Origin of the sequence: Micromonospora sp. NBC_01740, assembly GCF_035920365.1 — a bacterium.
Taxonomy (GTDB): Bacteria; Actinomycetota; Actinomycetes; order Mycobacteriales; family Micromonosporaceae; genus Micromonospora; species Micromonospora reichwaldensis.
On sequence record NZ_CP109150.1, the window covers coordinates 2,097,200 to 2,120,305 of the forward strand.

The 23,106-nt window shown below is 75.3% G+C and carries 19 protein-coding genes; 13 read left to right on the forward strand and 6 right to left on the reverse strand.

From position 1 onward, the window contains the following. Positions 1-6: 6 nt before the first annotated feature. From OG989_RS10120 to OG989_RS10130, 3 genes are all read left to right on the forward strand, one after another. A complete protein-coding gene (locus tag OG989_RS10120; protein WP_327030355.1) occupies positions 7-2,115 on the forward strand; it encodes a heavy metal translocating P-type ATPase in 2,109 nt (702 codons plus the stop codon). A gap of 65 nt (positions 2,116-2,180) precedes the next feature. Next, complete coding sequence (locus OG989_RS10125) at positions 2,181-2,789, forward strand: ArsR/SmtB family transcription factor (protein WP_327030356.1); 609 nt, start codon at positions 2,181-2,183, stop codon at positions 2,787-2,789. A gap of 1 nt (position 2,790) precedes the next feature. After that, positions 2,791-3,549 carry an SRPBCC family protein gene (locus tag OG989_RS10130; RefSeq protein WP_327030357.1) on the forward strand — a complete coding sequence of 253 codons (759 nt, stop codon included), beginning with the start codon at positions 2,791-2,793 and terminating at the stop codon, positions 3,547-3,549. 130 nt (positions 3,550-3,679) lie between these two features. On the opposite strand, the gene OG989_RS10135 is transcribed toward OG989_RS10130, so the two are convergent. After that, a complete protein-coding gene (locus OG989_RS10135; protein WP_327030358.1) occupies positions 3,680-4,612 on the reverse strand; it encodes an alcohol dehydrogenase catalytic domain-containing protein in 933 nt (310 codons plus the stop codon). Positions 4,613-4,688: 76 nt separating this feature from the next. Here OG989_RS10135 and OG989_RS10140 point away from each other — a divergent pair, with 76 nt between their 5' ends. From OG989_RS10140 to OG989_RS10165, 6 genes are all read left to right on the forward strand, one after another. Continuing rightward, a complete protein-coding gene (locus OG989_RS10140) occupies positions 4,689-5,093 on the forward strand; it encodes a winged helix-turn-helix transcriptional regulator (RefSeq protein ID WP_151455135.1) in 405 nt (134 codons plus the stop codon). 249 nt (positions 5,094-5,342) lie between these two features. After that, on the forward strand, positions 5,343-6,938 hold the full coding sequence (locus OG989_RS10145) for an ABC transporter substrate-binding protein (RefSeq protein ID WP_327030359.1): 1,596 nt from the start codon (positions 5,343-5,345) through the stop codon (positions 6,936-6,938). Continuing rightward, positions 6,935-7,999 carry an ABC transporter permease gene (locus tag OG989_RS10150; protein ID WP_327030360.1) on the forward strand — a complete coding sequence of 355 codons (1,065 nt, stop codon included), beginning with the start codon at positions 6,935-6,937 and terminating at the stop codon, positions 7,997-7,999. Before OG989_RS10145 ends, OG989_RS10150 begins: the two co-directional genes overlap by 4 nt. After that, positions 7,992-8,861, forward strand: coding sequence for an ABC transporter permease (locus tag OG989_RS10155; RefSeq protein WP_327030361.1), 870 nt, complete (start codon positions 7,992-7,994; stop codon positions 8,859-8,861). Before OG989_RS10150 ends, OG989_RS10155 begins: the two co-directional genes overlap by 8 nt. Next, positions 8,858-9,928: an ABC transporter ATP-binding protein gene (locus tag OG989_RS10160; RefSeq protein WP_327030362.1), complete on the forward strand. Its 1,071-nt coding sequence runs from the start codon at positions 8,858-8,860 to the stop codon at positions 9,926-9,928. The genes OG989_RS10155 and OG989_RS10160 overlap by 4 nt, the downstream gene beginning before the upstream one ends. Further along, positions 9,925-10,677: an ABC transporter ATP-binding protein gene (locus tag OG989_RS10165; protein ID WP_225852551.1), complete on the forward strand. Its 753-nt coding sequence runs from the start codon at positions 9,925-9,927 to the stop codon at positions 10,675-10,677. The genes OG989_RS10160 and OG989_RS10165 overlap by 4 nt, the downstream gene beginning before the upstream one ends. Positions 10,678-10,710: 33 nt before the next feature. Here OG989_RS10165 and OG989_RS10170 read toward each other — a convergent pair whose 3' ends face one another. The 4 genes from OG989_RS10170 to OG989_RS10185 all read right to left on the reverse strand — a co-directional run bounded on the left by OG989_RS10170 (position 10,711) and on the right by OG989_RS10185 (position 15,060). After that, a complete protein-coding gene (locus OG989_RS10170) occupies positions 10,711-12,855 on the reverse strand; it encodes a bifunctional copper resistance protein CopD/cytochrome c oxidase assembly protein (RefSeq protein ID WP_327030363.1) in 2,145 nt (714 codons plus the stop codon). Between the two features lie 93 nt (positions 12,856-12,948). Further along, positions 12,949-13,599, reverse strand: coding sequence for a copper resistance CopC family protein (locus OG989_RS10175; RefSeq protein ID WP_151453960.1), 651 nt, complete (start codon positions 13,597-13,599; stop codon positions 12,949-12,951). A gap of 51 nt (positions 13,600-13,650) precedes the next feature. Further along, a complete protein-coding gene (locus tag OG989_RS10180; RefSeq protein WP_327030364.1) occupies positions 13,651-14,406 on the reverse strand; it encodes a zf-HC2 domain-containing protein in 756 nt (251 codons plus the stop codon). An 87-nt stretch (positions 14,407-14,493) separates the two neighbouring features. Beyond that, positions 14,494-15,060: a sigma-70 family RNA polymerase sigma factor gene (locus OG989_RS10185; protein ID WP_151453962.1), complete on the reverse strand. Its 567-nt coding sequence runs from the start codon at positions 15,058-15,060 to the stop codon at positions 14,494-14,496. Between the two features lie 203 nt (positions 15,061-15,263). On the opposite strand from OG989_RS10185, the gene OG989_RS10190 reads away from it, so the two are divergent. Beyond that, complete coding sequence (locus tag OG989_RS10190) at positions 15,264-16,862, forward strand: amidohydrolase (RefSeq protein WP_151453963.1); 1,599 nt, start codon at positions 15,264-15,266, stop codon at positions 16,860-16,862. A gap of 69 nt (positions 16,863-16,931) precedes the next feature. On the opposite strand, the gene OG989_RS10195 is transcribed toward OG989_RS10190, so the two are convergent. Next, the gene (locus tag OG989_RS10195; RefSeq protein ID WP_225852116.1) at positions 16,932-17,888 is read right to left on the reverse strand and encodes a hypothetical protein; all 957 of its coding nucleotides are present in this window, start codon (positions 17,886-17,888) and stop codon (positions 16,932-16,934) included. A 314-nt stretch (positions 17,889-18,202) separates the two neighbouring features. Here OG989_RS10195 and OG989_RS10200 point away from each other — a divergent pair, with 314 nt between their 5' ends. From OG989_RS10200 to OG989_RS10210, 3 genes are read left to right on the forward strand one after another with little or no spacing between them, the layout of a single operon-like run. Continuing rightward, entirely contained in the window at positions 18,203-21,040 is a 2,838-nt protein-coding gene (locus OG989_RS10200; protein WP_327030365.1) for a Na+/H+ antiporter subunit A, read from the forward strand. After that, positions 21,037-21,522, forward strand: a complete 486-nt coding sequence (locus OG989_RS10205; protein ID WP_225852117.1) for a Na(+)/H(+) antiporter subunit C — start codon at positions 21,037-21,039, stop codon at positions 21,520-21,522. The genes OG989_RS10200 and OG989_RS10205 overlap by 4 nt, the downstream gene beginning before the upstream one ends. Beyond that, positions 21,519-23,096: a Na+/H+ antiporter subunit D gene (locus tag OG989_RS10210; RefSeq protein ID WP_151453965.1), complete on the forward strand. Its 1,578-nt coding sequence runs from the start codon at positions 21,519-21,521 to the stop codon at positions 23,094-23,096. The genes OG989_RS10205 and OG989_RS10210 overlap by 4 nt, the downstream gene beginning before the upstream one ends. Positions 23,097-23,106: the final 10 nt, after the last annotated feature.

The window sequence follows — 23,106 nt, forward strand, 5'->3', positions numbered from 1 at the left end:
GCGCAGATGCCCCACGAGACGCACCACCACGACGGCCACCCGCCCCGCGCGACGGGTGCCTCCGACACGCACGCCGGCCAGCACGCCCACGGCGCGGGCGGGCACGCCGGGCACGACAAGCACGCCGGGCACGACCCGGAGATGTTCCGCCGGAAGTTCTGGCTGAGCCTGGCGCTCACCGTGCCGATCGTCCTGACCAGCGAGATGGTGATGGACTGGTTCGGCTACCGGCTGGAGTTCCCGGGCATGGCATGGGTCGGCCCGGTCCTCGGCACCGTCGTCTTCCTCTACGGCGGCTGGCCGTTCCTGGCCGGGGCCGTGCGGGAGGTGCGCGACCGGGCGCCCGGCATGATGCTGCTCATCGCGATGGCCATCACGGTGGCGTACGTCGCCTCGGCGGCCACCGCGCTCGGCGTCTTCGACCTGGACTTCTGGTGGGAACTCGCCGCCCTGGTCACGATCATGCTGCTCGGGCACTGGCAGGAGATGAAGGCCATCGGGCAGGCGCAGGGCGCGCTGTCCGCCCTGGCGGCGCTGCTGCCCGACGACGCCGAGCGGGTGGCGGCGGACGGTGGGGTCGAGCGGGTGTCCGTGGCGGACCTGCGGGTCGACGACCTGGTGCTGGTCCGGCCCGGTGCGCGGGTGCCGGCCGACGGCCGGATCGTCGAGGGCGGCGCCGAGCTGGACGAGTCCATGGTGACCGGCGAGTCGCGGCCGGTCTCCCGGGGCGTCGGGGACCGGGTGGTCGCCGGCACGGTGGCCACCGACGCGGCGGTCCGGGTACGCGTCGAGGCGGTCGGCGAGGACACCGCGCTGGCCGGCATCCAGCGCCTGGTGGCCCAGGCCCAGCAGTCCAGCGGTCGCGCGCAGGTGCTCGCCGACCGCTTCGCCGCCTGGCTGTTCTACGTCGCGACCGTGGTGGCCCTGGCGACCCTGGTGACCTGGGCCGTGCTCGGCGACCTCGGCGGGGCCGTGGTGCGTACCGTCACCGTGCTGGTGATCGCCTGCCCGCACGCGCTGGGCCTGGCCATCCCGCTGGTGATCGCGCTGTCGACCGCCGTGGCGGCCAGGGGCGGGATCCTGGTCAAGGACCGGTTGGCGCTGGAGCGGATGCGCACGGTCGACGCGGTGCTGTTCGACAAGACCGGCACCCTCACCCGGGGCGAGCACGTGGTGTCGGGGGTGGCGGCCACGGGGAACGGCAGCGAGGACGAGGTGCTCGCCCTGGCGGCGGCGGTGGAGGCGGACAGCGAGCATCCGCTGGCCCGGGCCATCGTGACCGCCGGGGCCGGGCGCGGCGTGGCCCGGCGGGCGACGGGGTTCCGCTCGCTGACCGGGCGCGGCGTCCGCGCCGAGGTCGACGGCACGGCGTACGCCGTCGGGGGTCCCGCCCTGCTCCGCGAGCTGGGCGCGCGGACGCCGGACGACCTGGCCGACCGGCAGGGCGAGTGGTCGCGCCGGGGCGCGGCGGTGCTGCACCTGCTGCGCCTCGACGGCGACACGGCCACCGTCCTCGGCGCCCTGGCGCTGGAGGACCAGGTCCGTCCCGAGGCCCGCGAGGCGATCGCCGAGCTGCGGGAGCAGGGCGTCGGCAAGATCGTCATGATCACCGGGGACGCCCGCCCGGTCGCCGAGGCGGTCGCCGCCGACCTCGGGTTCCGTCCCGGCGTCGACGAGGTGTTCGCCGAGGTGCTGCCCGCCGACAAGGACGACGCCGTGGCCGACCTGCAACGGCGCGGGCTGCGGGTGGCGATGGTCGGCGACGGGGTGAACGACGCCCCCGCCCTGGCCCGGGCCGACGTGGGCATCGCCATCGGCGCCGGCACCGACGTGGCGATCGAGTCCGCCGGGGTGGTGCTCGCCTCGTCCGACCCGCGGGGCGTCACCGGCGTGATCCGGCTGTCGCGGGCCTCGTACCGCAAGATGATCCAGAACCTGGGCTGGGCGGCCGGCTACAACGTCGTCGCCCTTCCGCTGGCCGCGGGCGTGCTGGCCTGGGCCGGGGTGACGCTCAGCCCGGCGGTCGGCGCGATCCTGATGTCCGCCTCGACGATCGTGGTGGCGCTCAACGCCCAACTGCTGCGCCGCGTACGCCTGCGCCCTCGGGAGGAGTGAGCGGCGGCCCCGCCGAACAATCCGATTGTCTTGACAAGAAAAATTGTCGGTGGGACGCTGTGCCCATGTTCGACATCGCAGTGATCGAGGACCCGGCGGCGGCCGAGGCGTCGCTGGACCCGATGCGGGCCCGGCTGCTGGCCGCGCTCGCCGAGCCGGCCTCGGCGACGATGCTCGCCGCCCGCGTCGGCCTGCCCCGACAGAAGGTCAACTACCACCTCCGGGCGCTGGAGCAGCACGGCCTGGTCGAACTGGTGGAGGAGCGCCGGAAGGGCAACGTGACCGAGCGGGTCATGCGGGCGACCGCGGCGTCGTACGTGATCTCGCCCGCCGCCCTCGCCGCCGTCCGGCCCGACCCGGCGCAGTCGCCGGACCGGCTGTCGGCGCGGTGGCTGCTGGCACTGGCCGCCCGCCTGGTGCAGGACGTCGGCGCGCTCGTCACCGGCGCGGAGCGGGCGAAGCGGCGGGTGGCGACGTTCGCGGTCGACGGCACCGTCCGGTTCGCCTCGGCGGCCGACCGGGCGGCCTTCGCCGAGGAACTGGCGGCCACCGTCACCGCCCTGGTCGGCAGGTACCACGACGAGAACGCCCCCGGCGGCCGCGAGCACCGGGTGGTGGTCGCCCTGCACCCCAGCACCGACCCCGACGACAGCACCGCGAACGAGGAGCACTGACATGGGACACCACTTCGAGCTGCGCAAGGACGTCGAGCTGGCCGCCACGCCCGAGCAGGTGTGGGAAGCCATCGCCACCGGTCCGGGCATCGACTCCTGGTTCATGGGCCGCACGGAGGTCGAGCCGGGCGAGGGCGGCCGGACCCGCCTGACGATGGCCGGCCACGTCGAGGAGTCGACGATCACCGCCTGGGAGCCCGGCAAACGGCTCGCCGACCGCACCGAACCGGCCCCGGACGGCACGTTCATGGCCATGGAATACCTGATCGAGGGCCGCGAGCGGGGCAGCACGACCCTGCGGCTCGTCCAGAGCGGCGTCCTCGGGGACGACTGGGAGACCGAGTACGAGGCCATGGGGATCGGCTGGGACATGTACCTCGGGACGCTGGCCGCGTACCTCGCCCACTTCCCCGGCCGGACCGCGACCCCGGTCTCGGCCTTCCGCCCGGGCGTCGGCGGCGCGGACCGGGCGTGGGCGGCCGTGGCCGAAGCCCTCGGCGCGGCCGGTCCGCTCGCCGAGGGGGAGCGCGTCCGGTTCACCGTCGCCGGGCTGCCGCCGATCGAGGGCGTCGTCGACCTGGCCGGCCTGCCGACCTACGTCGGTGTCCGCACCGCCGACGCGCTCTACCGGTTCCTGCACTCCGGTGCCGAGCGCGGCGACGCCCTGGTCCTCGGCCACCACGTCTTCGCCCCCGGGCAGGACCCGGCCCGGAGCGAGCGGGCCTGGCAGGACTGGCTGGCCGCCCTGCCCGTCGGCTGACCCCGACGACGAGAACGCCCGGCGGACGGGCCGGCCCGGACGCCCGGGTGGTGGACGGGGGCCGATCCGGCCGCCCGGCAGGCGCTGCCCGGTGGGAGCCGGGCCGGCCCCGCCGGGCGTCCGAGTGTGGTCAGGGCGTGAGGACGAGGCGCCCGCGCAGGCCGCCTCCGGCGAGGCGGTCGTGGGCCACGCCGACCTGGTCCAGCGGCAGGGTGTCCGCGACGCGCGGGCTGAGCCGTCCCGCGCCCACCAGCGCGGCCAGTTCGGTCAACCGCGCGCCGTCGGCGAACACCTCCTGCACGACGACGCGCGTGGCCCGCAGGGGCGGCGGCGCGAACGGTGCGACCAGGGCCACGAAGGTGCCCTCCGGCCGCAGTGCCTCGTGCGCCGCGACACCGACCACCGCGGCGTCGACCACCGCGTCGACGCCACCGGGCACCTTTCGGCGTACGGCCTCGGCGAGCCGTTGCGTGCGCGGCACGAACCAGGTCGCGCCCAGGCCGCGGACGACCGCTTCGTCGTCGGAGTCGGCGACGGCCACGGTGCGCACGCCCCGCATGGTGGCCAGTTCGAGCAGCAGCCCGCCGACGCCGCCCGCGGCGCCGGTGACGAGCAGCGTCTGCCCGGCGCGCAGGCCCGTGAGGGTGAGCGACCGGTCGGCCGTGAGCCCGGCGAGCGGCAGGGCGGCGGCCCGCGCGGCGGGGACGCCGGCCGGCGCCGGGGCCACCGCGCGGTCGTCCAGGACGACGTACTCCGCCTGGGCGCCGCCGGCCGACAGCACGTCGCGCAGGCCGATCACCTGGTCCCCGGGGGCGAACCGGGTGACGCCGGGGCCGACCTGGTCGACCCGTCCGGCCACGTCCCAGCCGAGCCACACCACCGGGGCGGGGGCGAGCAGTCCGGCCTCGCTGAGCGCCCCATTGCGGGTGGACAGGTCGATCCGGTTGACCGCCGCCGCGGCCACGCGGACGCGCACCTGGCCGGGCCCGGCCTCGGGCACAGGTACGTCGACGATTTCCAGGACCTCGGGGCCGCCGAAGCGGCGTACGGCAACAGCCTTCATGCCGCTCACGCTAGGGCTGCTACTCTCCAGCGGTAAGTAGGTACCCGAAGGTGCGTAACCCTCCCGGAGGTCCGTCATGGCGACCCTCAGCGCCGCCCAGCTGCGGGAGCACCAGCGCGACGAGTACAACGCCTTCCTCGCGCAGTGCCCGGGTCACCAGCTGCTGGCGACGCTCAGCGACAAGTGGGTGACGCTGGTCCTCGCCGCCCTCGCCGACGGGCCCCTGCGCTACAGCGACCTGAGCCGCACCATCCCCGGGGCCAGCCAGAAGATGCTGACCCAGACGCTGCGCAAGCTGGAACGCGACGGCCTGCTCACCCGCACCGTCACGCCGTCGGTGCCGGTGCGCGTCGATTACGGGATCACCGCGCTGGGTCGTACCCTGCTTCCGATCCAACAGGCGATCAAGAACTGGGCCGAGACGCACATCGAGCAGGTTCATCGCGCCCGCGCCGCGTACGACCGCGGCGCCGCCGGCTGACCGTCGCGCTCCGACGTGGACGGGGTGTGGCCTGGGCTACATGGCCGCCTGGCGCTTGTTGCACGAGATTGGCAATTGCGGAATGCTGGCGTTAGTGGCCGGCTGCCCCGGGCGCGATGATCCAGACCACGGCCGGGGCGTCCGCCCGCTCGTGACCGTGGACCGCCGCGGGCACGTCGGCCAAGATCAGGACGCCGGCCCGAGTGCGACGCCGGGCGGTCGTGCGAAGAACAGACCCGGGAGCATGTGATGGGTACGCCTGTGTCCAAGCGCGTGGCGGCGGTGGCCGTCGCCGGTGTCCTCGCCGTGGCCGGCTGCTCCTCGCCGACGACCACGTCGACGGGCGCGGCCGGCGCCGGCACGCTCGTCGTGGCGACGGCGGGCGAGCCGGACGCGTTGAACCCGGTGCTGAACTACGGCGTCGACGGCGGCTCCCTGATCTTCGACGGGCTGGTCGCCCGCGACGCCCGCAACGAGCTGGTGCCGGCGCTGGCCCGGGAACTGCCGACCGTGTCGGCGGACGGCAGGACGGTCACCGCGAAGCTCCGCGACGGCGTGCTGTTCCACGACGGCAGCCCGTTCACTGCCCAGGACGTGGTCTTCACCTACCAGGCGGTGCTGGACCCGAAGGTCGACTCCACGCTCCGCTCCGACCTGGACATGCTCGCCTCGGTCACCGCGCCCGACCCGTCGACCGTGGTGTTCACCCTGAAGTACGCCTACGCGCCCTTCGCGCAGCGGCTGGCCCTCGGCATCGTGCCGGCCAAGGCGCTGACCGGGCAGGACATCAACAAGGCCGAGTTCAACCGCAAGCCGGTGGGCACCGGCCCGTACCGCGTGACCTCGTGGACCCCGGGCGACCGGCTCGTGCTCGCGGCCAACGAGAGCTATTGGGGTGGCAAGCCCGCCAACGGCGGCGTGGTGGTGGCCTTCGTCGCCGACGACAACGTACGCGCGCAGCGGATGCGGGCGGGGGAGTTCGACGCGGCGGAGCTGGCGCCGAAGCTGACCACCGGCTTCGACGGGCAGGCCGGCTACCGGGTGCAGCGGGTGCCCACCGCCGACTACCGGGGCGTGATGTTGCCGATGGGCAACCCGGTCACCGCCGACCTCGCGGTGCGGCGGGCACTGAACGCGGCGGTGGACCGCGCGGCGATGGTCACCGGGCTGCTCGGCGGGGCGGGCGAGCCCGCGTTCGGGCCGGTCCCGCCGACGTCGGAGTTCGCCGAGCCGTCGATCGTGGGCAGGCCCGCCGCCGATCCGGCCGCCGCGACCGCCGCCCTCGACGCCGCCGGCTGGAAGCCGGGCCCGGACGGGATCCGTGCCAAGGACGGTCGGCAGGCGGCGTTCGCACTGATGTACCCGGCCACGGACAGCCTCCGCAAGGAGCTCGCCCTCGCGGTGACCGCCGACGCGAAGAAGGTCGGCATCAAGATCACCCCTGAGGGGCTGACCTGGGACGCGATCACCCCCCGGATGGGCAGCGACGCGCTCGTGATGGGCTACGGCACCCCGTACGATCCGGACTTCGTCTCCTACAAGCTGTTCGGCTCCGCCTTCGCCGGCCAGGGCTTCTTCAACCCCGGCTCCTACCGGTCGTCCGTGGTGGACAAGGCGTTGCAGGACGGCCGCGCCAACGCCGAACCGGCCGCCCGCAAGGCCGCGTACGCCACGTTCCAGAAGCAGCTCGCCACCGACATGCCGTGGGTGTTCCTCACCTACCTCCAGCACACCTACGTGGTGAAGGACGCGGTCGCCGGCGTGACCCCCCGGGTGGAGCCGCACGAGCACGACGTCGCCAACAGCCTCTGGTGGAACATCCACACCTGGACGAGGAAGTCGTGACGACGCCCGCCCCGACAGCGAAGACCCCCGCCCCGACCGCCGCGCCGCCCCCGGCGAGGACCACCGTCCGGCGCCGGCCGCGGCGGCTGGCGGGAGCCGGCACGGTGGTCCGCCGGCGACTGCTGGTGGCCGTACCCATCCTCGCCGCCACCAGCGTCGGCATGTTCGCCCTCGGCGCGGCCTCGCCCATCGACCCCGCCCAGCAGTACGCGGGCGCGGCGGCGTTCACCGCCACCGAGGAGAACCTGGCGCAGATTCGCGCCAACTGGGGCGTCGACGACCCGCTGCCCGTGCAGTACCTGCGCTGGGTGGGCAACCTGCTCCAGGGCGACCTGGGCTGGTCCACCAGCCGCCACGAACCGGTGACCGCCGTGCTCGCCGCCCGCGCCGGCTGGACCCTGCTGCTCGTCGGCGCCGCCCTCGCCCTCGTCCTCGTGGCGAGCCTGCTGCTGGGCACGCTGGCCGCGTACCGGCGGGGCGGCTGGTTCGACCGGGCGCTGCGCGCCACCGCGTACGCCGTGCAGTCGATGCCGGTGTTCTGGATCGGGCTGGCCGCGATCGCCCTGTTCGCCCTCACCCTCGGCTGGCTGCCGGCGGGCGGGCTCACCGACATCACCGCCACCGGCACCGACCCCGCCGACGTGGCCCGGCACCTGATCCTGCCGGTGGGCGTGCTGGCGATCGCCCAGATGCCGTGGTTCGTGCTGTTCATCCGGGACGCCGTCGCCGACAGCCTCCGCGACGACCACGTCCTCGCCGCCCGGGCCCGGGGCCTGCCGGGCCGCACCGTCCTGTTCGGCCACGCCCTGCGTACGGCCCTGCTGCCGTTCCTCACCCTCGTCGGCACCCACCTGCCGGAGCTGATCGGCGGCGCCGTCCTGGTGGAGACCGTGTTCTCCCTGCCCGGCCTCGGCGCGGTGACCGTACAGGCCGCGCTGGGCAGCGACTTCCCGCTGCTGGCCGCCACGACCCTGGCCACCACCGTCGTGGTGCTGGCCGCGAACCTGGGCACCGACCTCGCCTACGCCGCCGCCGATCCCCGGGTACGCCTCGATGACTGACCTCGCCCTGCCAGCCCGGCTCCGGCGGCCGAAGCCGCGTACGGGCCGGGTCGGTGCCGCCGTCGCCTGGGCCGTGCTCGTCGGCGCGGGCCTGGCCTGCCTCCTCGCCCCCGTCCTCTGGCCGCTCGACGAGAGCGCGGTGGACCTGGCCCGTACCCGGCTGGCGCCATCCTGGGCGGACCCGGCGGGCACCGACGACCTGGGCCGCGACGTGGCCCACCGCAGCCTCTACGGCCTGCGGGTCTCGCTGCTCGTCGGCGCGGTCGCCGCGCTCGTCGCCACCGTGATCGGCGGCCTCGTCGGCGCGGTGGCCGGCACCCTCGGCGGCTGGGTCGACCGGGTGCTGATGCGGGTGGTCGACACCATCGCGGCGCTGCCGCACCTGCTGCTGGGCATCTTCATCGTCGCGATGCTGCGTCCGAGCCTCGGCGCGGTGATCCTGTCGATCGGGCTGACGCACTGGCTCTCCACCGCCCGCATCGTCCGGTCGGAGCTGCTCAGCCTGCGCACCCGGCCGTTCATCGACGCCGCGATCTCTGGCGGCGCGAGCCGTGCCCGGGTCATCACCCGGCACCTGCTCCCGCACGTGCTGCCCCGGTTGGCGCTGGCCACCACGCTGATGGTGCCGCACGCCGTCTGGCACGAGACCGCGCTGTCCTTCCTCGGCCTGGGCCTGCCCCCGCACCTGGCCTCGATCGGCAACATGATCAACGACGGGCAGCGGTCCCTGCTCACCGGCGCCTGGTGGGCCAGCATCGTGCCCGGCCTGCTCCTCGTCGTCGTCACGCTGGCCCTGGCCGCCCTCACGGGCCGGTGGCGCGACCGCCTCGACCCGCGCGTACGAGCGGAGCTGCACCTGTGACCACCACCCGCGAGCCCACCGCCGTCCGGGCCGACACCGCCGCCCCCGCCGGCAGCGCCGCCACGGGCGACGCCGTCGCCCCGGCCGGTGCCGCCGCCGACGGTCGGCCGGGCCTGTTGGAGGTCGACGGGCTCACCGTCCGCTTCGAACTCCGCGACGCCGTCGTGCAGGCCGTCACCGACCTGCACCTGACGATCCACCCGGGCGAACTCCTGGCGGTGGTCGGGGAGTCCGGCTGCGGCAAGTCGGTGCTCGCGCACGCCCTGCTCGGCCTGCTCCCCGGCAACGCCACCGTCACGGGTCACGCCCACCTGCGCCCGCCCACCGGGGCGCAGGTCGACCTGGTCAACTCCTCCGAGCGGCACCTCGCCCGCGCCGTACGCGGCCGCGCGGTCGGGCTGGTGCCGCAGAGCCCCGCCACCGCCCTCACCCCCGTACGGACGGGCCGGCGGCTGCTGGAGGAGACCCTGCGCGCCCACGGGCGCACCCGGCGCGAGGCGCCCGCGGCGGCCGAGCGGGTCGCCGACGACGTCGGGCTCGACCCCGCCGACCTCGACCGCTATCCCCACGAGCTCTCCGGCGGCATGGCCCAACGCCTGGCCACCGCCCTCGCCCTCGCCCCCGACCCGCCGCTGCTGCTCGCCGACGAACCCACCACGGGCCTCGACCGGCCCCTGGTCGACCACACCCTCGACCTGCTGCGCCGCCGCTGCGACGCCGGCGGCGCCGTCCTGCTCATCACCCACGACCTGGCCGCCGCCCGCCGGGTCGCCGACACGGTCGCCGTCATGTACGCCAGCCGGATCGTGGAGCGGCGGCCGACGGCCGAACTCTTCGCGGCACCCGCCCACCCCTACACCGCCGGCCTGCTCGACGCCCGGCCCGAGCGGGCCTTCCGGCCGGTACCCGGCCACCCGCCGATGCTCACCGACCTGCCTCCCGGCTGCGCCTTCGCCCCGCGCTGCGACCGCGCCACCGACGTCTGCCGCACCCCGCCCGCGCCCTCGGCGGGCGCCCCGGCCCGGATCGCCTGTCACCACCCGCTGACCCTCGGAGCGCCGGCATGACCAGCACTGCCGGCATGACCAGCACTGCCGGCGTGCCCAGCACCGCCGGAGCACCGGCCATGAGCAGCACCGCCGGCATGACCACCACCGCGCTCGCCGCCCACGAGGTCGCCGTCTCCTACGGTGGCCGGCGCGTCCTCGACGGCGTCGACCTGCGCGTCGCCCCCGGCGAGACGGTCGGCCTGCGCGGGCCCTCGGGCAGCGGAAAGTCCACCCTCGCCCGGGTGCTGGCCCTGCTGCACGCCCCCGAGGCCGGGCACGTCACCCTCGACGGCCACCGGATCGTGGGGGCCCGGCACCGGCTGCCCGCCGCCGTCCGTACCCGCGTCGCGATCCTCTTCCAGAGCCCCCGCGCGGCCACCGACCCCCGGCTGGGCCTCGCCGACATCATCGCCGAACCGCTGCGCGCCACCGGCACGCCCGAGGCGCAGGCGCGGGCCCGCGCGGCGGAGCTGGCCGACCTCGTCGGCCTCACGCCCGACCTGCTCGCCCGCCGCCCCCACGCCGTCAGCGACGGGCAGCTGCAACGCGCCTGCCTCGCCCGCGCGCTCGTGCACCGGCCGGACTACCTGCTCTGCGACGAGGCCACCGCCATGCTCGACGCCTCCACCCAGGCGCACCTCGCGGCCGTCATCACCGACTACCAGCGGGAGCACGCCGCCGGGGTCCTGCTCATCACCCACGATCCGGCGCTGATGGCCCGCTGGGCCACCCGGGTGGTCGACCTGCCGTCCCCGCCGCAGCCCTGACCGGCCCGCCTCCTCCGGGCCGCGCGCCGACGCCTACGGGGTACGGGCCGACGTCGCGGCGGAACCACCGGAGTCGGCGGCGTCGGCGCGGCCGGCGGCGGCGAGGAACGAGTTGTAGTGGGCCAGGTCGTCCGGCTCGCCGGTGGCCTCGGCTCGGGCGGCGGCCCGGTCGAGGCGGGCCTGCTCCCGCCGGTCGGCGCGGATCCACTGGCGGACCAGCACGACCAGCACGATCGCGGCGGGGATCTCCCCGAACGCCCAGGCGATGCCCGCGCCCAGCCGCTGGTCCTCCAGCAGCGACGACGCCCAGTCGGGGTGGACGGCGACGTACCAGTCCGGCGCGATGACGCTGGTGGTCTGCATCAGCACGAGGCCGAAGAAGCCGTGCGCCATCATCGCCGCGAGGTGGATGATCACCAGGATGGGGTGGGGGAGCCTCGGCCGGCCCGGATCGACCCCGATGAGCACCCAGAACAGCAGGTACCCCGCGACCACGAAGTGCGTGAGCATGGCCAGGTGGCCGAGGTGGGAGCGCATCAGCGTGCCGAGCAGGTCGCTCAGGTAGAGACCGAAGAGGCTGCCGGCGTAGATGCCCAGCGCGACCAGAGGATGGGTGAGCAGCCTCGCGGGCCGGCTGTGCAGCACCAGCAGAAGCCACTCCCGGGCACCACGGACCTGCGGGTCGGCGGGGCGACGCAGGGCGCGCAGCGCGAGGGTGACCGGGGCGCCGCCGACGAGCAGGATCGGCACCAGCATCGACAGCACCATGTGCTGCACCATGTGGGCGCTGAACAGCACGTACGCGTAGCGGGCCACGCCCAGGTTGGTGACGGCGGCCAGCAGCAGCAGACCGGCCGACCAGCTCGCGGTCCGGGCCAGCGGCCAGCGGTGCCCGGCCCGGTGCAGCCGCCACACCCCGGCCAGGTAGCCGCCGATGCCGAGGACGGTGAGGGTCAGGAAGAACATGTCCGGCAGCGGCTGGCCCACCAGGCGTTCCGGGGTCGGCGCGGCGGGCATCGGGAAGCCGAGCAGCTCGGTGATCGGATCGGCGTCGAGCGGGTCCTGCGTCACCGGGGTGGGGCTGCGGGACAACGCCACCGCCAGCCCGACGGTGGCGGCGAACACGACCACCTCGCCGGCGGCAAGCCGGGCGAACGCGCCGCGTCGACCCGTACGCAGGGCCGGCAGGGTCCGCGACCGGTGCACGGCGCCCAGGGTGCCCAGGACCGCCAGGGCGACGAGCTTGCCGAGGACCAGCCAGCCGTACCGGGACTGCCAGAGCTGGGCGACGTCGCCGAGGCGTACGGCCGCGTTGGCCGATCCGCTCACCGCGACGGCCACGAAGCAGCCCAGAGCGAGGCGGCCGTACCGGTGGGCGGCGTCGGCGAGCTGCCGGCTGCGGCGGACCATCAGCAGCGCCACCAGCCCGCCGACCCAGAGGGCGGCGGCCAGCACGTGCAGGGCGAGGCTGGACACCGCGATCTGGTGGTTGCCCGCCCCGGCGGCGTGCCCGGTGAACGCCGGCGGCAGCACCCCGACCAGCGCGACCAACGCCGTCACGGCGGCGAGCCCGCGCGACACGCCCGCCCGGGCCAGCACGGCCACCGTCAGCGCCAGCCCCGCCTGGAGCAGCAGCGCCTGCCCCTGCGAGATCGAGGTGGCGAAGCTGACCACGGTGGGGGCGCCGAGCCCGTCCACGGGGACGCCGAGCAGGTCCGAGACCGTCAGCACGATCAGCGTCACCGCGGCCACCGCCCAGCCCGCCGCCGCCGTGCCCGCGCGGCGCAGCAGCAGCCAGCCGTACGCCGAGACGCTCCGCCCGTCGCCGGGCAGCAGGAAGGCCGCCGTCACCAGCATCCCGACCGTCAGGGTGGCGAGGCCGTCGGCGAGCAGCCGGACCACGGGCAGCGCCCACGCCGTGACCGGCCCCGGATCCGGCAGCCCGGGGATCGCGACCGCGAGCGCGTCGCCGGCCCGCAGACCGAGTAGGAGTACGGCCACCGCCGACGCCACGGCCGCGACGGGTACGAGCCACGCGCCTCGCCCCCGGGAGCCGGGACGGACGCCGGCGCCGGGCGGGCCCGCGACCGGCCCGGCGTCACCGGGCGGCGTCGTCGCCACGGCGTCGGCGTCCGGGCCCCGGGCGGGCTGGGCGGGGCGGGAGGTGGTGTCTGGCACGTCGGTGTCCCTTGGGTTCGGGGAGGGCGGCGGTTCGCGTCCGGGGGCGGCCCGGGGCGCGGTGCCGGAGGGGCGGGGTCGGGGTGCTGCCGGTCAGCGGGTCTCGCGGCGCCGGCGCAGCAGCAGCGCGGTCCCGCCGAGGACGGCGACCAGGACCCCGGCGGCCAGCAGCACGCCGCCCGTCCCGAGGCCGCCGGAGCCGGTCGCGGCGGCGGGGTCGACCGACCCGGCGGCCGGCGGGGCGGCAGCAGCGGTCGGGGCCGCGGCAGCGGTCGGTGCGGCGGCGGCAGACGCGGCGGCGGCCGGCGGATCGGTGACCGCCCCGGTCGCCGTGCCCGCCCCGCCGGTGGTGTCGCCGCCGCCGGCGACGGTGAACCGGTACGACCCCTGCACCGGATGCCCGTCGGCGGAGACGATCCGGTAGGCGACGGTGTAGGTGCCCTCGCCCAGCGTCTCGTCGACGGTCACCGTGCCCTTCGTCCCGTCGACGGTGGGCCCGCCGGTGGGGATCTTCCGCCGGGCGGCGTCGGTCAGCGCGATGGTGGTGAAGGTCGGGTCGAGCCGCTGCGCGAACTCCAGCGTGACCCGCGTCGGTGGTGTCGTCAGGCGGTCGCCGTCGGCGGGGCTGGCGGCCCGCAGCGTGTTGTGCGCGGCGGCGGGGGCGGCCGGTACGAGCAGCAGCGCGGCGGCCAGCGCGGCGGCGACGAGGGCCGCGACGGTCGGGCGGCGGGACGGGATGTGCATGTCTGGCGCTTCTCCTGGTTGGTGGTGGTCGGCCGGGCAGCTGGTGACCGGTCAGGCCGCGCGGCGGTCGGAGACGTGGGCGGAGCCGGGATACGGCGACGGGAGCAGCCGCAGCCCCGGTGCCTCCGTGGGCTCGTCGGCGGGCAGGCTCCAGCGGGGTTCGTCCGGGCGGCTGCGCCGCGCCGGGCCGTCGGGGCGCAGCCCCGGGCGGGACAGGGCGACGACGATGACGTAGCCCGCGAGCAGGAAGCCGTGGCTGACCAGCCGGGCGGTGTCCACCCGCCCGGTCAGCAGGTCGTTGACCGACAGCAGCGCCAGCATGCCGACGAAGGCGCTCAACATCGGCACCAGTCCGGTCGGCGGGGTGCGCCGGGCGGCCACGAAGAGGAAGCCCGCGCCCACGGCGACGTTCCACGCCGCCGACTCGTGCCACAGGTGCCCCGACATCAGCCCGCCGGTCGCCGCGTGTGCGTGGGCGCTCGCCGTGCCGCGTCCGATCTGCGCCAGGCCCAGCACGAGTTGCAGCGCCCCGACCAGGCCCAGGACCGCCCGCAGCGTGAGCACGACCCGTTCCCGCCGGCGGCGCGGAGCCGGGGCGGGCAGCGCGCCGAGGATGGCGTCGGTGCGGTCGTCACCGGCGACGGCGACCGACAGCCGCGCCCGGCGGGTCACCGCCGTGGCCCGGTCGTACCACGTCCGGCAGCCGGCGCAGCCGGCCAGGTGGGCCGCCACGGCTGTCCGCTCGGCGGCGGTCTCCTCCCCGTCCAACTGCGCCGACAGCACCTCACGCCACTGCTCACACCCCATGTACCGGTAGTCGTCCCGGACCCGTCGTTGGTTCCCGCGCAGTTTCGTGGGCCGTAGCCTTCCCGCAGGTCAGCGCGGGCGGGTGGGTCAACCGGTGGCGTCGCCGCCCCGGCCCGCGTCCGGCTCCGACCAGCCGTGCGCGGCGGCGACCAGATCCTCCCGGGCCCGGGCCACCCGGGAGCGGATGGTGCCCACCGGGCAGCCGCACACCTCCGCGGCCTCGGCGTAGGACAGGCCCAGCACCTGGGTGGCGACGAACGCCTCCCGCCGGTCCCTGGGCAACGCCGCGATGAGGCGTTCGAGCACGACCTGCCGGTCGAAGCCGCTGCGCGCCGGGTCGGGGACGTCGTACCCGTCGGGCATCGGCACCGTGCGCGGCCGTGACGTGACGGTACGGACGTGGTCCGCCGCGACCCGGCGGGCGATGGCGAGCAGCCACGTCCGCGTCGAGGAGCGTCCGGCGTACGACGGCAGCGACCGCATCGCTCGCAGGAAGGTCTCCTGGGTCAGGTCGTCCGCCTCGCGGGGCGCGACCAGCGCGGCGAGGAAGCGGCGGACCTGCTGCTGCGTCGCCCGGACGAAGCAGGCGGCGGCCGTCCGGTCACCCCGGCCGGCGGCCAGCGCCCACGCGGTCAGCTCCGCGTCGTCAGCCATCCGGCACCTCCGTGTCGGCCACCGGAGGGCGGGTGCCCGACGGTGATCACGACGGGTCGTAGTAGTGACTGGTCGGTAGCGTACCGCAAGCGGCCCGGTGGCGACCCTCCCCGACGCCCCCGCCGCCGGGTGCCACCGCGCCCGTCGCCGAGGGCTGCTGTCTAGCATGGACGGCCCCGCCCGACCGTCGAAGCAGGCAGCCCATGACCGGTACGGTTTTCGAGAACGCCCGGATCCACACCCTCGACCCCGCCCGTCCGCACGCCGAGGCGATGCTGGTGCGCGGCGAGCGCATCGTCGCCGTCGGGGACCTCGACGAGTGCCGTGACCGCGCCGGCGCCGGCGCGCGCCGCGTCGACCTCGGCGGGATGACGGTGCTGCCCGGCCTGATCGACAGCCACCTGCACTCGGCGCTCTACGTGCGCGGCCTGGAGCAGGTGGACCTGCGCGGCACCACCAGCCTCGACGAGGCGCTGACGCGGATCGCCCGGCACGCGGCCACCCTGCCGCCCGACGCCTGGCTCTTCGGCGGGCGCTGGGACAGCCACAAGTGGGACCGCCCGGTGCAGCCGACCCGGGCCGACCTGGACCGTGTCTGCCCGGACCGGCCCGCCGTGCTGCCCACCATCGACGGGCACACCACCTGGGTCAACACCGCCGCGCTCCGGCGACTCGGCATCGACGCCGGCACCCCCGATCCGATCGGCGGGCAGATCGTCCGCGACGAACGCGGCGAGCCGACCGGCATCCTGCGGGAGGCGGCCGGCGACGCGGCGTACGACGTCATGCGCACCTCGCTCAGCGGTGACCTGGTCGCGCAACTGCGCACCCACCTGCCCCGGCTGCTCTCCGTCGGCCTGACCAGCATCCACGACATCGACGGGCAGGACTGCCGGGCCGCCTACGAGACCCTGTACGCCCGGGGCGAGCTGCCGCTGCGGGTGCACAAGTCGATCCCGTCGACCGCGTTGGACGAGGTGATCGACCTGGGCTGGGCGACCGGCGACGGGGACCGCTGGCTGAGCACCGGCCCCGTCAAGATCTTCACCGACGGGGCGCTCGGCTCGCACACCTGCCTGATGACCGAGCCGTACGACGGCGAGCCCGACAACCACGGCATCGCCGTCACCCCGGCGGAGGAGTTCGAGCGGCTGGTGGCGAAGGCGGCCGGGGCCGGCATCGCCGTGGCGGCGCACGCCATCGGCGACGCGGCGAACGGGATGGTGCTGCGGGCGTACGCCAACTGGCAGGAGTCGGCGCGCACCAACCCGACGGCGGTACGGCGGCTGCGGCACCGGATCGAGCACACCCAGCACCTGCGCCCGGCGGACGTGCCGCTGCTGGCCCGGCTGGGCGTGATCGCCTCGATGCAGCCCACCCACTGCACCAGCGACATCCCCCTGACCAGCCGGATGCTCGCCGGCCGGGACCTCGCCTCGTACGCCTGGCGCAGCCTGCTGGACGCCGGCGCGACGGTGGCCTTCGGCTCGGACGCCCCGGTGGAGGACCCGGATCCGTTCTTCGGCATCCACGCCGCGGTGACCCGGCAGCAGCCCGACGGCACCCCGCCCGGCGGCGTGGACCCGCACGAGCGGGTCGATCTCGACACGGCGCTGCGCTGCTTCACCGAGGCGGGCGCGTACGCCTCCTATGAGGAGCACCTGAAGGGGCGGCTGACCCCGGGGATGCTCGCGGACTTCATCGCGCTGCCCACCGACCCGTACCGGGTCGAGCCGGCGGACCTGCGCGACCTCACGGTGGCGCTCACCGTGGTCGGCGGGGTCGTGCGCTGGCAGCGCTGACCGGGGCCGTCGCTCGGGGTCGCCCCTTGCCCGCCACCCCGCGTTCGCCCGCCGGGCCGGGGTCGGCGGTCAGGCGGGCCGCTCGGGCGGCAGGTCGACCACCAGTGCCGGGCCGGTCCGGCGGCCGCCGCCGGGGCGTCGGGTCAGCGCGACCACGGCGTCCGCGGCACGCGGGGACCGCAGCGCCTCCTCGGTCGGCCGGCGCGGCCCGGCGTCGGCCGGGGCGACCGTCAGTCGCCGGGCGCCGGCCGGCGCCTCCGTCACGCTGGTCGCCGCCCCGGTCAGGCCGAGCGGGCCGGCGTCGGGCAGGTCCGCGGGACGGGCCCCGTCTCCGGCGTGCGCGGTGACGTCCGGGCCGCCGCAGCGCAGCAGGGTGACGCGCCCCTCGGGGGAGACCTCCACCAGGGTGGCGGCGAGGTAACCGCCCGGGGCGATGCCCCGCACGAGGTCGTCGAGGGCCCCGGCGATCCGCGGCAACGATCCGCCGCCGCGCAGGGCCTCGTCGCGGAAGGCCGACTCCAGCGCCCGGGTGTGCTCCGGGCGGGCCAGGGTGGCGCCGTGCGCCACGCCGAGGAGGACGCGCAGGCCACCCCGGCGCAGCGGTACCGCCGCCGCGACCTCCCCGGGGGCGCGGCAGACGGCCAGCGCGGCGCGTCCCGTGCCGGCGGGCATGGTGAACACGGCGACGTCGCGGGGCGCGGGCACGCGGGCGACGGCCCGCGCCTCGCGGCGTCGCCTGGCCCAGGCCAGCAGCGGTACGGCGGCCAGGCTCGCCGCGGAGGCGCCGAGCGCCCACGGATCGGCGCGGTGTCCGGGTACGACGGGAACGACCACGGACGCCGCCAGCAGGACGGCCGCCCAGGCGGAGATCAGCGCCGCCACCCGGGGGCGGGTGGACACGCCGAGCAGCCCCGGAAGCAGCACCCAGCCGAGCGGCGTGCTCACCTCGGCCACACCCATCACGAGGGCGTTGCCCGTCGCCCCGGCGAGAGCCGTCCGGGTCGACACCAGCATCCCACTCCGCATCGCCCCACCCATCCGTCGCCCTCGATTTCCGGCACCGTCGCGTCGCGCCCGGGTGCGCGTCGTCGCCCTGCTCGCCAGGTCGCCAAGGGTATCCGCAAGGTGGGCGATCGCCTCCTGATCATGATAAGCAGGAGGGGCGCGGGCGACGAGGCCGCCGCATCGGCCCCCGTGGACCTCCCGACGGGAGGCCGACGGCCGGTCGTTCGCGCCGCCGGCGGGCACGGGCACGCCGGCGGCGCCGTATCGCCGATATGCAGATTCGCTCCTTACCGGTTAGGGTTGGCTAACCGGTTGTCGAACTCTGGGGAGGGTATGTGCTGGTTCTGGTGGCGGTCCACGCACTCGCAGCCGTGATCGCCCCGGGACTGATACGTATCTGGGGCCGAAAAGGGCTCTACCTGGTGGCCCTGGCCCCCGCGGCGACCCTGGTCTGGGCGCTGACCCGGACCGGGACGGTCCGCTCCGGCAATCCGGTCGTCGAGACGGTCACCTGGGTTCCCCAGCTCGGCCTGGAGATCGCCCTGCGGATGGGCACCCTGGCCTGGCTGATGGTGGTGCTCGTCGGCGGGGTCGGGGCGCTGGTGCTCGCCTACAGCGCCCGCTACTTCCGCTCCGACGACCCAGGCCTGGGCCGCTTCGCGGCCGTCTTCGTCGCGTTCGCCGGGGCGATGCTCGGCCTGGTGGTCTCCGACGACCTGCTGCTGCTGTACGTGTTCTGGGAGCTGACGACCGTCCTCTCCTACCTGCTGATCGGCAGCGACCCCACCAAGCGGGCCAGCCGGCGCGCAGCCATGCAGGCGCTGCTGGTGACCACCCTGGGTGGCCTGGCGATGCTCGCCGGGTTCGTCATGCTCGGCCAGCACGCCGGCACGTACCGCTGGTCGCAGATCGCCACCGACCTGCCCGGCGGCGGCTACCTGGCCGTGGCCCTGGTGCTGATCCTGCTCGGCGCGCTGAGCAAGTCGGCGATCTTCCCCTTCAGCTTCTGGCTGCCCGGCGCGATGGCCGCGCCCACCCCGGTCAGCGCCTACCTGCACGCCGCGGCGATGGTCAAAGCGGGTGTGTTCCTCGTCGCGCTGATGGGACCGGCCGTGGTCGGGGTCACGCCGTGGCGGCCGGTGCTGCTGGCCGGCGGGCTGATCACCATGTTCCTCGGCGGATGGGCGGCGCTGCGGCAGGCCGACCTGAAGCTGCTGCTGGCCTACGGCACGGTCAGCCAGCTCGGCCTGCTGATGGTGGTCCTCGGTGCCGGCACCCGCGACACCGCGCTGGCCGGCGCGGCGATGGTGCTGGCCCACGCGCTGTTCAAGTCCACCCTGTTCCTCGTCGTCGGGGTCGTCGACCACGTAGCCGGCACCCGTGACCTGCGCGAACTCAGCGGCCTCGGGCGGCGGGCGCCGGCGCTCGCGGTGGTGGCGGGCCTCGCGGCGGCCTCCATGGCCGGCCTCCCGCCGCTGGCCGGATTCGTCGCCAAGGAGGCGGCGGTCGAGGCGTTCCTGCACGGCGGCACCGGCGACCTGGTGGTGCTCGCCGGCCTGGTGCTCGGCTCGGCGCTGACCGTGGCGTACACGCTGCGTTTCGTCTGGGGCGCGTTCGCGACCAAAGGCGACGTGCCCGCCACCGAGGCCCGGTCGGCCGGGTGGCCCTTCCTCGCGCCGGCCGTCGTGCTCGCCGCCGCCGGCCTGGCGGTGGGGCTCTTCGCGCCCGCCGTCGACAAGGTCCTCGCCCCGTACGCGGACCTGTACGAGAGTGCGGAGCCCGGCTACCACCTCGCGCTGTGGCACGGGCCGACCCTGGCGCTGGGCCTGTCGGCGCTGGCGGTCGCCGGCGGCGTGGGGCTGTTCCTCCTGCGGCACCGGGGGCGACTGGGCGCGTCGGTTCGACTGCCCTTCGACGGGGCCGCGGTCTACGACCGGCTCATCGGCGGGGTGGACCGGCTTGCGGTGGAGCTGACCGGCGCCACCCAGCGCGGCTCCCTCCCCTTCTACCTCGGCGTCATCCTGCTGGTGATGATCACCTTGCCGGGTGGGGCGCTGCTGGCCGGGATGCCCTGGCCGCAGCGGTTCCAACTGTGGGACACCCCGTTGCAGGCCGTCGCCGCCGCGGTGGTGATCGTGGCCGCCGTGGCCGCCGCCCGCGCCCGGCGCCGACTGACCGCGATGATCCTCGTCGGCGTCGCCGGCTACGGCACCGCGCTGCTGTTCATCCTGCACGGCGCCCCGGACCTGGCCCTGACCCAGTTCCTGGTGGAGACCGTCACGATCGTCATGTTCGTACTGGTCCTGCGCCACCTTCCCGCCAAGTTCTCCGAACGGCCCATCCGGTCCAGCCGGCGCGGTCGCATCGCGCTCGGCGTCGCCGTGGGCGTGGTCACCGCAGGCATGGCGTACGTGGCGGCGGGAGCGCGGATCGCCACCCCGATCTCCGTCGACTTCCCCGACGAGGCCGTCTCCTACGGCGGCGGCAAGAACATCGTCAACGTGACCCTGGTCGACATCCGGGCCTGGGACACCATGGGCGAGATCGCCGTGCTGGTGGTGGCCGCCACCGGCGTGGCCAGCCTCATCTTCCGCCACTCCCGGGACCTCGACCTGCGCAGGGGCATCCCCGGCGTCGGCCGCACCGAGTCGGCGCGGCCCCGCTGGCTCACCACCGGCGCCACCACCCGTCAGCAGTCGGTCATCCTCCAGGTCGTCACCCGGCTGCTGTTCCACGCCATCGTGCTCTTCTCGATCTACCTGCTCTTCTCCGGGCACAACGCCCCCGGCGGCGGCTTCGCCGCCGGACTGGTGGCCGGGCTCGCGCTGGCCGTGCGCTACCTGGCGGGCGGGCGCACGGAACTCAACGGGGCCGCCCCGGTCGACGCCGGCGCGGTGCTCGGCGCCGGGCTGTTCGTCGCGGTCGGCACGGGCGTCGCCGCGATGCTGCTGGGCGGGGAGTTCCTCCAGAGCGCCCTGCTGGACCTGCACCTGCCGGTCTTCGGCCACGTCCACTTCGTCACGTCGGTCTTCTTCGACGTCGGCGTCTACCTCATCGTGGTCGGCCTGGTCCTGGACATCCTGCGCAGCCTGGGCGCGGAGATGGACCGGCAACAGGAGACCGACCAACGCGAGACCGAACAGGCCGACGACCGGACGAAGGAGCTGGTGTGAACCCGAACCTGACCTACGTCCTCGTGGTGGGCGTCCTCTTCGCCGCTGGGGTGACGCTGCTGCTGGAGCGCAGCCTGACGCGGGTGCTGATGGGCGTCATCCTGCTCGGCAACGGCGCCAACCTCCTGCTGCTCACCGGCGGCAAGGCCGGCGGGCCGCCGATCGTCGGCACCACCGCCGAGGGGGACATGAGCGACCCGCTGCCCCAGGCCATGGTGCTGACCGCGATCGTCATCACCCTCGGCATGACCGCGTTCCTGCTCGCCCTGGCGTACCGCAGCTGGCACCTCAACGGGCACGACGAGGTGCAGGACGACGTCGAGGACCGCCGCATCATGGAGTTGGCCGACCGGGACGAGGGACCGGGCACCGCCGACAACGACGCCGGAGACGGTGACGGCGACGGCGACGTCGCCCTGGCCACCGTGCCCGCCGACGACACCACGGCCAGCCCGGCCGGGGACGCGGGGAGGGGCCGATGACCTGGCTCGTACCCCTGCCGGTGGTGATGCCGCTGCTCGGCGCGGCCCTGACGCTGCTGCTCGTCGGCCGGCCCCGCGCCCAGCGCTGGGTCAGCCTCACGGTCCTCACCGCCACCGTCGCCGTGGCGGCCACGCTGCTGGTCCGCTCCTCCGTGGACGGGCCGCTGGTCGTCGAGGTCGGCGGCTGGGTGGCGCCGCTGGGCATCGTCCTGGTCGCCGACCAGCTCGCCGCGCTGATGCTCGTCGTCTCCGCCGCCGTCACCCTCTGCGTGCTCGTCTACTCGATCGGGCAGGGCACGGCCGACGGCAACGAGGAGACGCCGCTGTCGGTCTACCACCCGACCTACCTCGTGCTGACCGCCGGCGTGTGCAACGCGTTCCTCTCCGGCGACCTGTTCAACCTCTACGTCGGCTTCGAGATCCTGCTGGTCGCCAGCTACGTGCTGCTGACCCTGGGCAGCACGGAGACCCGGATCCGGGCCGGCACCACGTACGTCGTGGTCAGCCTGCTCTCGTCGCTGATCTTCCTGGTCGCGATCGGCCTGGTCTACGCGGCGACCGGCACGCTCAACCTGGCCCAGCTCGTGGACCGGCTCGACGCGCTGCCGGACGACATCCGGCTGGTGCTGCAGGGCATGCTGCTGCTCGCCTTCGGCATCAAGGCGGCCGTGTTCCCGCTGTCGGCCTGGCTGCCGGACAGCTACCCCACCGCCCCGGCGCCGGTCACGGCGGTCTTCGCCGGCCTGCTCACCAAGGTCGGCGTCTACGCGATCATCCGCACCGAGACGCTGCTGTTCCCCGGCGGGCGCACCGCCGACCTGCTGCTGGTGGTGGCGGCGCTGACGATGGTGGTGGGCATCCTCGGCGCGGTCGCCCAGTCCGACGTCAAACGGCTGTTGTCGTTCACCCTCATCAGCCACATCGGTTACATGCTCTTCGGCGTCGGGTTGAGCACCTCCCTCGGGCTGTCCGCGGCGATCTTCTACGTGGTGCACCACATCACCATCCAGACCACCCTGTTCCTCGCCGCCGGCCTCGTCGAACGCCGGGGCGGGAGCACCGCCCTGGACCGGCTCGGCGGGCTGGCCCGACTCTCGCCGCTGCTGGCCGTGCTGTTCTTCCTGCCCGCGCTCAACCTCGCCGGCATCCCACCGTTCTCCGGCTTCCTCGGCAAGCTCGGCCTCGTCCAGGCCGGCGTGGACGACGGCGGTCCGCTGGCCTGGACGCTCGTCGTCGGCGGTCTGCTCACCAGCCTGCTCACCCTCTACGCCATCGCCCGCGTCTGGAACCTGGCCTTCTGGCGTGCCCCGCACCCGGACATGCCCGCCGCCGGCGACGCCGTGCGGGCCGCCCGCACCGAGGGCGCCGAGCAGCCGCACCGGGAAGCGGACCCCGAGGCGTCGGGCGCCGTGCTGCCGCGGCTGATGATCGGGTCGACCGCCGCCCTGGTGGTGCTCGGCCTGGCGCTGACCGTGGTGGCCGGGCCGCTGTTCGACATCAGCACCGACGCGGCCGACGACCTGCTGCGCCGGACCCCGTACGTCGAGGCCGTGTTTCCGGACGGTGCCCCGTGACCAGTGACCC